At 41.7% G+C, this 11,957-nt stretch carries 11 protein-coding genes; 3 read left to right on the plus strand and 8 right to left on the minus strand.

What is annotated here, in order from left to right:
* Nucleotides 1-151 precede the first annotated feature (151 nt).
* A complete protein-coding gene (locus tag MTF68_RS17965) occupies nt 152-568 on the plus strand; it encodes a CBS domain-containing protein (RefSeq protein ID WP_004588969.1) in 417 nt (138 codons plus the stop codon).
* Between the two features lie 46 nt (nt 569-614).
* On the opposite strand, the gene add is transcribed toward MTF68_RS17965, so the two are convergent.
* From add to cyaY, 8 genes are all read right to left on the minus strand, one after another.
* Entirely contained in the window at nt 615-1,616 is a 1,002-nt protein-coding gene (gene add / locus MTF68_RS17970) for an adenosine deaminase (RefSeq protein WP_055019972.1), read from the minus strand.
* Between the two features lie 138 nt (nt 1,617-1,754).
* A complete protein-coding gene (locus MTF68_RS17975) occupies nt 1,755-4,445 on the minus strand; it encodes a CHASE domain-containing protein (protein ID WP_248463225.1) in 2,691 nt (896 codons plus the stop codon).
* Nucleotides 4,446-4,491: 46 nt separating this feature from the next.
* Nucleotides 4,492-5,601 carry a heme biosynthesis HemY N-terminal domain-containing protein gene (locus MTF68_RS17980; protein ID WP_024032065.1) on the minus strand — a complete coding sequence of 370 codons (1,110 nt, stop codon included), beginning with the start codon at nt 5,599-5,601 and terminating at the stop codon, nt 4,492-4,494.
* Nucleotides 5,598-7,430 carry a uroporphyrinogen-III synthase gene (locus MTF68_RS17985; RefSeq protein WP_248463226.1) on the minus strand — a complete coding sequence of 611 codons (1,833 nt, stop codon included), beginning with the start codon at nt 7,428-7,430 and terminating at the stop codon, nt 5,598-5,600. Before MTF68_RS17985 ends, MTF68_RS17980 begins: the two co-directional genes overlap by 4 nt.
* The gene (gene hemC / locus MTF68_RS17990; protein ID WP_248463227.1) at nt 7,431-8,369 is read right to left on the minus strand and encodes a hydroxymethylbilane synthase; all 939 of its coding nucleotides are present in this window, start codon (nt 8,367-8,369) and stop codon (nt 7,431-7,433) included.
* A 35-nt stretch (nt 8,370-8,404) separates the two neighbouring features.
* Nucleotides 8,405-9,340: a DUF2914 domain-containing protein gene (locus tag MTF68_RS17995; protein ID WP_248463228.1), complete on the minus strand. Its 936-nt coding sequence runs from the start codon at nt 9,338-9,340 to the stop codon at nt 8,405-8,407.
* Between the two features lie 21 nt (nt 9,341-9,361).
* On the minus strand, nt 9,362-10,018 hold the full coding sequence (locus MTF68_RS18000; protein WP_004588976.1) for an alpha/beta fold hydrolase: 657 nt from the start codon (nt 10,016-10,018) through the stop codon (nt 9,362-9,364).
* Nucleotides 10,015-10,338, minus strand: coding sequence for an iron donor protein CyaY (gene cyaY, locus MTF68_RS18005; protein ID WP_004588977.1), 324 nt, complete (start codon nt 10,336-10,338; stop codon nt 10,015-10,017). The genes MTF68_RS18000 and cyaY overlap by 4 nt, the downstream gene beginning before the upstream one ends.
* Nucleotides 10,339-10,486: 148 nt before the next feature.
* Between cyaY and MTF68_RS18010 the strand changes: the two genes are divergently transcribed.
* On the plus strand, nt 10,487-10,678 hold the full coding sequence (locus MTF68_RS18010; RefSeq protein ID WP_004588978.1) for a lipoprotein: 192 nt from the start codon (nt 10,487-10,489) through the stop codon (nt 10,676-10,678).
* Nucleotides 10,679-11,932: a diaminopimelate decarboxylase gene (gene lysA, locus MTF68_RS18015; RefSeq protein ID WP_029773748.1), complete on the plus strand. Its 1,254-nt coding sequence runs from the start codon at nt 10,679-10,681 to the stop codon at nt 11,930-11,932. It abuts the gene before it with no gap.
* Nucleotides 11,933-11,957: the final 25 nt, after the last annotated feature.

Genomic DNA, 11,957 nt, shown 5'->3' on the forward strand with positions numbered 1-11,957 from the left:
TAATACAAAGGCGCCCCATGGCGCCTTTGTTATTTCTATCAAATTTAGGCTATTAATTGGTATAACCTATTGCTTTAATCAGTATAAACAATTTCCTAAATTCCTATCTATAAACCATACTTTGTATAGAACATCAGCGGGAGAGACCCAAATGTTAAATACAAAAGTAAAAGATTTTATGCAACGTAAGTTGCCACACATTACCCCAAATACCGAAATGACCACCGCCATTAGTGAGCTGCAAAAGTTTAACTTATTAGGTGCACCAGTATTTGATGACAATAAATCGCTGGTTGGTTTTATATCTGAGCAAGAGCTGTTAAAACCATTAATGCGAAGCAGCTATTTTTGCGATGGCGTTGTAAAAGTTTCGCAGCTTATGCAAACCGAAGTTGTAACCGTTAATGCCGATACCAACATTATCGAGCTTGCAGAGCAAATGAAAACAGGAAAGCCAAAAAACTACCCCGTTGTTGAGGGTGATACCGTGATAGGGCTGATTGGCCGAAGCGATGTATTAAAAGCACTGTTTGATAATTACGTGAGCTGCCAAACAAAAGTAAGCTAACATAAAAAATGCCGCTAATAAGCGGCATTTTTTGTATTAAGCGTGTTTAACGTGCTGCAGCAAGCGCAGTTAATGCGTTTTTATCGCTGTCGCTTAAAAATGCAATCTCTAAGGCATTAGCTTGTGCCTTATGCATATCGGCTTGTGTTAAACCCGCCTTTGGCGCAGCCACTAAATATTCATGCTCAATTTCAATGCCCTCTACAGCCGGATCGTCGGTATTAATACACGCTAAAATACCGTGATCTAAAAACTGTTTAAGGGGGTGTTTAGCTAAATCGTTTACGGTACTGGTTTGAATATTACTGGTTAAGCACGACTCAATACCAATGCGGTTATCGCGCAGGTAGTCCATTAGTTTAGGGTCTTCAATTGCTTTTACCCCATGACCTATACGGCTTGCACCTAATTCATTAATGGCTTGCCAAATACTCGCTGCGCCCAGCGCTTCACCGGCATGGATGGTAGCGGCCAGGTAAGCGTCTCTTACTTGCTTAAATTGTTCGACAAAAAGCTCTCCCGGAAAACCAATTTCATCTCCGGCTAAATCAATCGCCACTAAATCATTTTTAAAGGCAAGTAATGCGTCAAGCTCCTGCTGGCAGGTTTTAACACCGTAAGTACGCGACATAATACCAATTAAGTTTGCTTTAATATTTGCGCCTTGAGTAGCCGATTTAATACCATCAACCACGGCCTCAACCACCCCTTGCGGGTGTAAGCCTTGGCTTTGTGCCATATAATACGGGCTAAAGCGAAGCTCTACATAATCAAGTCCCTGCGCTTGAGCGTCTTCTATGTTTTCAACGGCAATGCGTCTACAGGCGTCGTAATCGCCCAGTACCGTTACACCCCAGTCGAGCTTTTGCAAAAACGCCATTAAATCAGGCTCAGGATCAATAACTTGCACATGAGGGATAAGCGCCTCTACGTTATCAGCAGGTAGCGTAATATTAAACTGTCGACCAAGCTCTAGTATGGTTTGCGCACGTACATTGCCATCTAAATGACGATGAATATCTAGCAGAGGTAATTTTTTATTTATCATAATAGCGACTCGGTTAGGTTAAAATTGCGCGCATGATACGCAGGTACAGTTATTTTTCAAGTGTAGAGCAGTTAAAGTAAATATTAGCGGTCATATGTCTGCTTTTTACTCAAAAAGTGAACAAAATTAGGTTTTTGTTCACTTATTTTGATGAGCTAAGTGATGCCAGAGTGTTTTAAATAAGGTATTTGCTTCAATGGGTTTAGTAATATAATTATCCATACCGCTGGCAACTGCTTTTTTAACATCGTCATCGTGGGCATTAGCAGATAAGCCAATAATAGGTAGGTCAAACAAACCAAGTTCATTACGAATAACTCGCGTGGCTTCAAGGCCATCCATTTTTGGCATTTGTATATCCATAAGCACAATGTCGTAGGTATGCTCTGTCAGCTTTTCAATCGCCTCAAAACCATCATTAGCAATATCAGCAACGCACCCTTTGGTTTTTAAAATAGCGCTCGCGACGTGCTGATTTAATGGGTTATCTTCAACAAGCAATAATTTATAATCTGCAAAAGAAAGCGTACTAACATCTATCTCATCATATTGTTGCTTTATTTGCTCAGCCTTTGGTAGCGGCGAATAAATTGGCAGGCTAAAGGTAAACGTAGAACCGTGCCCTTCGTGGCTTATTAAATCAATTTCTCCACCCATCAACTCTACAAGCTTTTTGCATATACTTAAACCCAAGCCCGTGCCGCCATATTGACGCGAGGTAGAGCTATCTGCTTGTGCAAACGGTTTAAAGAGCTGTTTTTGCGCCTCTTTACTAATACCAATACCGGTATCGTTAACGCTAAAGTAAGTCATTTTTTTAGATTGCCACACTTTGAGTGTGATGCTGCCTTTAGCCGTAAACTTAATGGCATTATTGATTAGGTTTAGCAAAACTTGTTTTAAGCGTATTGGGTCGGTGTTGATAACCAAGTTACTTGATTTATCGTAATCAAGCATAAATTCTAGCGACTTTGCTTCTATATCAAACTGCAGTAAATTAGCCACTTCTTCACTGAGTGTGCCTACATCAATTGGCTCTTGAATTAAATCAAGTTTGCCTGCTTCCATTTTAGAAAAATCAAGCACATCATTTAATACTCTTAGCAATACGCCCAGAGCCCCATCTGCTTGCTCAATATAGCTGCGAGCTTGCTGCCAATCGTTTTGCTGTAGGGCTAAATAATGCAGCCCTTTAATACCATTAATAGGCGTGCGAACTTCGTGGCTCATATTTGCTAAAAATTGGCTTTTTATTTCATTGGCTTCATCGGCCTTTTGCTTTTCTAAACGTAAAATTTTAGTTTGTTTTGCTACCTGCTCACGTATACGAATGTTGGTACCCGTTACCGATATTAAAAAGGTAATAAGCAGCCAAACAAATAACATGCCGGCTATTTGTGCAAGCCAGTAAACTAACCATGACTCTCGTTGCATTGGCTGATGCAGCTCCACCTGCCACACCCGCTTACCTACCAATAACTTATAGTCTTTTAACGGCAATAGTTGTTGATGATCGGCAATAAAAATAGGCTGTGCATTATTCTCTGTTGTGGTGTCTGTAAAGCTCACTGCAACGCCGTTGTTTTGATCAAATAACACCGCGTTTGATAGTCTTTCTAAACTTACAACGGCTACCACAAAACCTTTAAAATCGTCTTCGGTAATATTGTTGCCAAACACCGGATGAAAAAACAACACGCCGCGCTCAGCTTCGTTTTGTACTAAATTTATTGGCTCACTGATCACCAGCTCATTTAACACTTTTGCTTTTATTAATGCAGATCGCCTTACCTCATTTGAGGCAAGATCAAAGCCAATTACGTCTTCATTTCCCGACAAAGGATGTGCGTATTGTACGGGGTAGTAAAAATCTCGTGGGGGTGCGGCCTGCCAACTGCCATCTTTTGCTCTTTCTTTTAAGCTATATTTAGCCAGCTCTGTGTTGTTATTAGCCTCTATATACTGAGCTAGGTTTTCACTTGGTAAGTAGGGCACCCACTCAAATGCTAAAATTTCTTCGCTGTAACTAAGCTGCTTAGAAGTAAACTGCTTAAATTCAGTAAAGCTCACATCGTCACTACTAGAAAAAAAAGTCGCCAGTAAGGCGAGGTGTGCTGTTATTTCGTTAATTTTATTGTTGATAGCATCTTGAGTGGCTAATATTTTCAGCTCTTCTTTTTGAATGTTTTTTTCTTTTTTTACACTGGCCGCGCCATAAAAGCTAATACTTATAACCATATAAATTAACAGTGAGGGCAGTATAACTTGTAGGCGATAATTTACCTGTGAATAGTTAAATGCCGCTAGCATAAGCGGAGTAAAAACAAGCACTCCAATACTGTCGCCTATCCACCACGCTATAAACGTATCCCAACCGGCTTGAGACACAATAACGCCATTAAAAATTAATAAGCTGGTGCCTACCCCTGCAGCTATAACACAGCACAATGGGCCGGCAACAACGAGGCTTTGAATACAGTGCTTTAAAGAAGATAAGTCGAGTGGTGCTTTAATCACTTTAGTGACCAATTGGCTACCTACCCATGCTTGTAAAGTAGCAGCAAAGGTAACAGCCGCAGCATGCATAAATACACTTAACTGAAATATCGCTGAGGCGCTTTCTAAATGAATGAGGTTAGTAAAAAAAGCCCCTAAAACAATACCTAGTAAGCTCTTTCTGCCCCAAATTAAAAAGCCAGCAAGTGCAATTCCCGAAGGCGGCCACACAGCCACTGCGTAGCCATCTATCGCTAATAGTAAATTACTAAAATATCCGGTAAAAAAGTAAGCGCACGCTAAACTTACAGTGACAATGAAAAAGTGTTTCAACCCAATGCTCCCGAATATCAAAGCTGCAAAAGTATAAGTGTAGCCTTTATTGATACAAAACGAGTGCTTTATCGGCTTGTGCGGTATTTTTATAGCTAAGCGCTGCTTGCTGAGCAAATTGCTTTTTGTTTTCGATATTCAAGGCTTTATCAAAAACCTTTGCGGCTAACTCATAATCGCCTTGGGCATTAGCTAAACACGCAAGCGAGAGTAATAATGCGTTGTTTGCATCATCTTTTTTCAGGCGCTCTTGAATACTACTTTGAAGCTTTACAGCCTCTGCCGAGGTGGCGTTACTTAATATATTGGCCAGCTGAGCATGTTGCTCGTCGTGCTTCACCATTTTAATTAAGTCACTTTCAATCGCACTTAATTGGCCCACTTTAGCCATTTGCATTAAGTAAGCTGTATTAGCATGAGCTTGTAGCTTTTTAGGAAGTTGTTTATATTTTTCAGTGATTTTATCGCTAGCTTGTGCATTAAAATAGGCATTAAACAGCTGCGTCCACTGCGCATCGTTAAGGACTTTTTTACGAAGTAAACGCGGTAAAAAGTCTTCAAGCGCACTAAAGTGCTGTTGCTGTACAAGTATTTCGGCGTATAGCTTAAGCTCAAGTGGTGTCGCTTTTTTTGAATCGCTGTTAGCACGCATTTGCGATTCTATTGCACTGCTATCGCCACTGGCTATCCAAAGTTTAGCAACGTTAAGTTGCTGCTCTGGGCTAATTTCAAATAAACGCTCTAGAGCTTTGTCAGTTTGGTTATTAGCAAGCGCTGCTTTTGCTAATAGCGCTAAGCGTATATCTTCAAACTTACTGGGTACACTATTGCCTGATAACGTTTGCTCTACAAGCTCGTAATCATCGTTTATCGCACTCCATAAGGCTTGCTCTATAGCTGCTTGCTTTCGCTCTTCGCTACGCGCAAAAAAACCATGTTTAGTATTATGATAAATCGACAATAAATAGCGCACTAATTTGTAAGTTAAAAACAAAATAGTTGCACTAATTACCGCCATAATACAAAACGATACAATCGTGCCTTCAATCGTGGTGTTGTTAAACGAGATCAGCACATAGCCTTTTTCATCCAGTACAAATGGCGTAATCGCTAAAACTAAAACAATCGCAACAATTAATACTATAAGCCCTATCATTGCGCCCACTCCTTAACCTGCTGCGTACTTTGTAGGTTTACTTCAGGGTTAAAGTTTAATGGCTCTTTTTCTAGGCTAGTTAGTGCGTTTATAACCACTTTTGTCGCCTCGTCACCTTGTTTAAAATACTCATTAACAAGACGCTTAGCCTCACTTATGGCACTAAAATAAATGCTCGCTTGTTTGCTCATTAATGCATCTTGAGCTTGCGTCACATTTAATTTAATACGTTGATTAATTAAGTGGCGCTCCTGATCAGTTAGCAGTGGCTCTATAGCAACTCCTTCGTGCTGACGAATAGTAATAAAGCTATCAACTAGCTTATTCCAGCTATTACTTAGGTTTTGCTGCCAATCGCTTACATCTTCACTCAAGGCATTTTTTTCAATTTCTGTTGCTTCTTGCGGTATGTTAACGGCATTAAATGCAAGGTTATCTATGTTTGATAACACGCTATTAAGTTTTAAGTAAATGGCTTCTGTTGGGATAGGTTTTAAGCTATCTAGTGTTTGAATGTCTTGTGTTATTGCTTGGCGAACTGCAACAGTACCTGGGTGTTCACTCAATAAGGCATCTAAGCGTTTAAGTACAGCGCTGGCACCTTGGTAATCTTTTTCAGCCCACAGTTTAAACTCAGCCATACGTTGTAAGCTGGTTACTTCTTGCGGGTTTAGTGAAGCGCCTTGCTGCTGAGCTTGTTGCAATGCTGCTTTTAATTGTTGCTGGTTGTTCTCTGCACTTTCATTAAGCGCAGCAGCCACTTTTTGCTCACTATTGAACAATGCTTGCTGAAGATTAGATTGCGCAGACTTGAGCGCCTGTAACTCTTGTGACAATAACGCGTTTTCTTCTTTTAGTTCATTAACAGCTACATTTTGGGCTTTACCTGCATTGAGTTTTTGGTAAAACTCATACCCCACACCACAGGCAACAATAAGCGAAATGATCAGCGCTAATACCGCTAATTTACTTATTTTTTGCTTATCGTTATGTGGTTTACTGTGTGCTTTAGCTGCCTCTTTTTTTTGTGCAGAAGCCGCTGCCTTAGTGGTTGGTGTGTTATCTGCCGTTACTGGCTTTGACTGTTCGCTCATCTTGCTACCTTGCTGTTTTATGCAGGAAAACATAGCGGTATCGCTTGCCCCTGCGGCAATGTGTATATTAGCCGAGCTTACCTGTTGCTGTTGTAAATAAGCGGCTATACGCTCGCTAGCAACATAAAATCGGCACTGTTGTAACCACTGTAACTGTTGTTCAGTCAGGTTATTAAATATTGCATCAACTGCTGCATTACTGGTTATGACTATACCTTGTACTTTCAGGCTTTGCCAGTGGTCTGTCCAGTTGGTTTTTTCAGCGCTTATTGGCTCGCGCTTGTATACCACACAGTTATTTAAAAATGCCCCACGCGCCTTTAAGGTTTTGGCAATATCAGGGCGCCCCGCTTGGCCTTTTACTAATGCAATATTGCTACCATCAACCTCAGCTAACGAGTTTAGCGCCAATAACCCTTCAGAATCATGCAGTTTAGGCACTGCTGCGCGCACGCCAAATAACGCATAAATAGTATCTGCAGTTTGCTGACCTACTGCGTAAAATTGCGCTTTGGTATTTATTGTTGGCTTTAATTGCGCAAGGGCAGTAACGGCATCTTGAGAGATAAAAATAATTTTATCGGCATTAATTAGCGGGCTTAGCTCGGTAGTAGAAGGCGTAAGGTAGGATATTTTTAAAACAGGAAATAATGACGCCTGATAACCCGCTTGCTCAAGTTGCTGAGCAAGGGCTGCGCCTTTTCCTTCGGGCCGAGTTATCAGGATATGTGTCATTTATGCGTCTCTATATACTTCTGCTAATATTTTGTCGGCGCCTTGCGCTAATAACTTTTTAGCTAGCTGCACACCGATAGCTTCGGCATCATTTATATGACCGGTTACTTCGTCATGTAAAATTTCACTACCATCTACTGCGCCCACTAGGCCACGTAAATGCACTTGCTCGCCATCAACTAATGCGTAGGCACCAATTGGTACTTGGCAGCCACCTTCTAAATGACGATTCATAGCACGCTCTGCATTTACACGAATACGTGTTTGGGTATGCTCAAGCGGGGCCAGTAAGGCTTTTGTTACTTCATCGTCAATACGACATTCAATGCCGACAGCACCTTGTCCGTTAGCAGGTAGAGATACTTCAGGCTCAATATAATCAGCAATGCGCTCGTCCATTTTTAAACGTAGTAGTCCGGCTGCGGCTAAAATAATCGCATCGTACTGGCCATCATCTAGCTTAGCTAAACGGGTATTAACATTACCACGTAAGTCTTTAATGACTAAATCAGGGCGCAAAGCTCTAATTTGGCACTGACGACGAAGGCTAGAAGTACCGACTATAGCGCCTTTTGGTAATTCGCTTAAATTGGCAAAATTATTTGATACAAACGCGTCGCGCGGGTCTTCACGCTCACAAATTGTGTGCAGTGCTAAGCCTTCTGGAAATTCTACGGGTACATCTTTCATTGAATGCACAGCAATATCCGCGCGGCCATCTAACATTGCTTGCTCAAGTTCTTTAACAAACAAGCCTTTACCACCAATTTTAGCAAGCGGTGTATCTAAAATAATATCCCCTTGAGTAGACATAGGGACTAATTCTACGCGCACATCAGCATGAAAATGCTCAAGCTGTGCTTTTACAAATTCAGCCTGCCAAAGCGCTAAAGCACTTTTACGGGTTGCAATGCGTACTAACTTTGTTTTTTCTGTCATAGGGGTATCCAAATAGTTACAGCTAATAGCCAAGCTTAATTAGCTAAAATTCTAAATTCTTTTTGAGCAATTAAATTACCTTGCTCATCAACAACATCTACACGCCAATGGCCTGTTTGTGTATTCATAATATTTTTGGTTGAGTACGTTCTGTAGCGCGGCGAGGTAACATTAAGCGAAATCTCAGCCATGGTTTCACCCTCATAAGACCATACATGCTTTACTTGTTGGCCTTGTAGGTTTTTAAGCTCACTAAAAAACGAAAGTGCCTCTTCAAACTGATTTAAGCGAATATCTGCAGCAAATACATTAGTGGGCTCGCGCTTACTTACTTTGCGAGTAAGCACTGCACGGCTAATTTTACCTGTATCAATTTGTGCGCCTAACGCAACACTGGCAATGTGCGCATTAGATGAAAAGCCTTCACTGCTAGTTAGCGAGCCGTCGTCGTTTTCAATATCTGGAAGCTGTTCATTGGGTGATGCGCTTAACTGCGTGCTAGTAAGCGGCTGATTAGCGATAGGCTCAGCGAGTTCGGTATCTGATTGCTTAATAACAGAAACTTGATTGCTTTGAACGTTAGCAATAGGCTCTATATTCGTTTGCTCATTATTGCTTTGCGCTAACGAAGTATTATTAACGCTTTCATCCTCAAGCACCGCTGGCGCAACATCTGCTATATCATTTGTAAGCTCATTTGGGCGCGTTTGCTCGTCATTTACACTCACCTTGGGCTCAACATTATCTGCTGTGTTGTCGCTTAAAGGTGAATACGGCGATTGCTCATTAGGTTGCTCGCCCTGCTCGGCATTTACCGAGCTAGTTAAGCCATACACAACCGCTGCCGAGGTCATTGCTACCAACATAGAAACACTCGCAATACGACGCCAATGCCACTCGTAGCTTACATTAGGTACACTATTTTGTGGTTCGCGTTTTACATTTGCTTTAATAACTATTTTTTGACTCATATTGACCTCAGCGGCTCCAAATTAGCTTAAACGGGCAATTAACCATTGGCGAATAGCTTGCAGTTCTTCTGCGCAAACCTGATGAGCCATAGGGTATTCTTGCCAGCTTACATCCATGTTATGTGCTGTTAATACTTCAAACGCACTTCTACCCGCGCTATGCGGCACTACATTATCTTGGCTACCATGAGCCATAAATACATTTAAATCAGTATGCTTTGCTTCTTGCGCTAGCTTTTCAGGCACGCACATATAAGTAGACAGCGCCATAACACCTGCAAGTTTGTGCTCAAATCGCGGCGCTAAATGTAAAGACACCACGCCCCCTTGCGAAAAGCCCGCCAAAATAATTTTATTGGCAGGTATACCATTTTCAATTTCTTGATTGATCAGGGCTTGCACTTTCTCGGCTGAATCTCTCACGCCTTGTTCATCGGCACGTTTATCTAATTCTATAGATTTAATGTCGTACCACGAGCGCATTTCCATGCCACCATTTATGGTGACCGGTTGAATAGGCGCATGCGGAAAAATAAATCGTATACCAAGCTCACTAGGTAAGTTAAGTTGCGGAGCAACCGGAGCAAAGCCATCGCCGGAGTCGCCTAAACCATGTAACCAAATAACAGTGGCTTTGTGCTCACCTTGTGCAGGGTATTGTGCAAACTCTAAACTCATAAGCTTGATTGCCACTTAATTTCTTGGCCAGCTTGGCGAGTAGACGCTTGGTTCATAAACTCCCAAAACTCTGCGCCCGAGCGGTTATCAATCCACTGGCCGTCACGCATTTCAAAATGGTGGCCATTAAATTTAGTCGCAACCCACACTTGATGCAAAGGCGCTTGTTTGTTAATTACAATTTTACTTTTATCAGGGAAAATTATTTCTAAAATACCCTCTGCCGATTCGTAGTCTAAATCTGCTTCGCAATCATCAACTTGCTCTTCAATTGTGAACATAAGAGCTTCGGCTAATTGGTGATATTCGTGTTCAGTCATTGTAATTTTCCTTTGCAGGCGAGCTGCCTAATATTGGGTACGGTTTATATACAGCTAGTGTAACAGGAATAAAATCATCCGCGAATAGCTGCATTTTTTAGATATTCTGTTACTCTGCGATTATAAAGCCAGCAACCGTATTAATCTAATGAAAGCGACACATACCTTACAATTAAAACGACTATATATAAGTACTTTACTGCTAAGTGCATTAGCTGGCTGCGGCCAAAGCGGGCCTTTGTATTTACCAGAGCAACAGGCTGAGCAAAACACACCCCCTAATACGGCACAGCCAACGCCCGTAAAAAAAACCAACACCGAGCAAGTGCAGGAGCAATAAATGGATTATTTTAACTATCAAAACAATCAATTATTTGCCGAAGATGTCAGCATTGCCACAATTGCTCAGCACTATGGTACGCCGTGTTATGTGTACTCGCGTGCTACTTTTGAGCGCCATTATTTAGCCTTTGCAAATGCCACTAAAAATCATAAAAGTTTGGTGTGCTACGCAGTTAAAGCCAATTCTAATATTGCAGTATTAAATATATTAGCGCGTTTAGGCTCAGGGTTTGACATAGTCTCTAAAGGTGAGCTGGCGCGTGTAATAAAAGCTGGCGGTGATGCCAGTAAAGTAGTGTTTTCAGGTGTAGCTAAAACCGCCGACGAAATTGCTTATGCACTAAAGTTAGGTATTAAATGTTTTAACGTTGAGTCGGCCTCAGAGCTTGAGCGTATTTCTGAGGTAGCGTGCGAGTTAAATTTAGAAGCCCCTATTTCTATTCGTGTAAACCCTGATATAGATGCCAAAACTCACCCGTATATTTCTACCGGTTTAAAAGAAAACAAATTTGGTATCGATATTCAAACGGCTGTGAGCGTTTATCAGCATGCGGCGTCTTTACCAGGTCTAAAAGTAACAGGTGTAGATTGCCACATAGGCTCGCAATTAACTGAGGTTAAACCTTTTTTAGAAGCGCTTGATAAGCTAATGGCATTAATAGATGAGCTTAAAGCAAATGGTATTGAGCTTACTCATTTAGATATTGGCGGCGGGTTAGGCGTTCCTTATAATGATGAACAGCCACCCCACCCAAGTGAATATGCTGCGCAAGTTACCGAGCGCTTAGCCAATTACAAACACCTTGAACTTATTTTTGAGCCAGGGCGCGCTATAGCCGCTAATGCTGGAATTTTAGTAACGCAGGTTGAGTTTATTAAGCAAAACCAAGATAAATTTTTTGCCATTGTCGATGCGGGTATGAACGACATGCTTCGCCCTTCGCTTTATCAGGCATGGCAAAAAATCATTCCTGTATCGGTGCGCGATGACGACACCCCAACACATAACTTTGATATTGTGGGCCCAGTGTGCGAAACCGGCGACTTTTTAGGAAAAGACCGCGAGCTAGCGCTTAAGCAAGGCGACTTATTGGCGCAGCGAAGTGCTGGTGCCTATGGTTTTACAATGAGTTCAAACTACAACTCTCGCCCACGCGTGGCCGAAATAATGGTAGATGGTGAGCAACACCACCTTATTCGCCAACGCGAAACCATCGAGAGCCTTTATCAAGGTGAGAAAATTTTACCATAAACGTTTTTGTTAAGGCGCTGCTCTG

It is taken from the genome of Pseudoalteromonas sp. 2CM37A, from assembly GCF_023161885.1.
Taxonomy (GTDB): domain Bacteria; phylum Pseudomonadota; class Gammaproteobacteria; order Enterobacterales; family Alteromonadaceae; genus Pseudoalteromonas; species Pseudoalteromonas atlantica.

Excerpts from the sequence above, each read along its gene's own strand:
- MTF68_RS17965 (WP_004588969.1), top strand. The coding sequence starts at position 152 with ATGTTAAATACAAAAGTAAAAGATTTTATGCAACGTAAGTTGCCACAC.
- add (WP_055019972.1), bottom strand. The coding sequence starts at position 1,616 with ATGATAAATAAAAAATTACCTCTGCTAGATATTCATCGTCATTTAGAT.
- MTF68_RS17980 (WP_024032065.1), bottom strand. The coding sequence starts at position 5,601 with ATGATAGGGCTTATAGTATTAATTGTTGCGATTGTTTTAGTTTTAGCG.
- MTF68_RS17985 (WP_248463226.1), bottom strand. The coding sequence starts at position 7,430 with ATGACACATATCCTGATAACTCGGCCCGAAGGAAAAGGCGCAGCCCTT.
- hemC (WP_248463227.1), bottom strand. The coding sequence starts at position 8,369 with ATGACAGAAAAAACAAAGTTAGTACGCATTGCAACCCGTAAAAGTGCT.
- MTF68_RS17995 (WP_248463228.1), bottom strand. The coding sequence starts at position 9,340 with ATGAGTCAAAAAATAGTTATTAAAGCAAATGTAAAACGCGAACCACAA.
- MTF68_RS18000 (WP_004588976.1), bottom strand. The coding sequence starts at position 10,018 with ATGAGTTTAGAGTTTGCACAATACCCTGCACAAGGTGAGCACAAAGCC.
- cyaY (WP_004588977.1), bottom strand. The coding sequence starts at position 10,338 with ATGACTGAACACGAATATCACCAATTAGCCGAAGCTCTTATGTTCACA.
- MTF68_RS18010 (WP_004588978.1), top strand. The coding sequence starts at position 10,487 with ATGAAAGCGACACATACCTTACAATTAAAACGACTATATATAAGTACT.
- lysA (WP_029773748.1), top strand. The coding sequence starts at position 10,679 with ATGGATTATTTTAACTATCAAAACAATCAATTATTTGCCGAAGATGTC.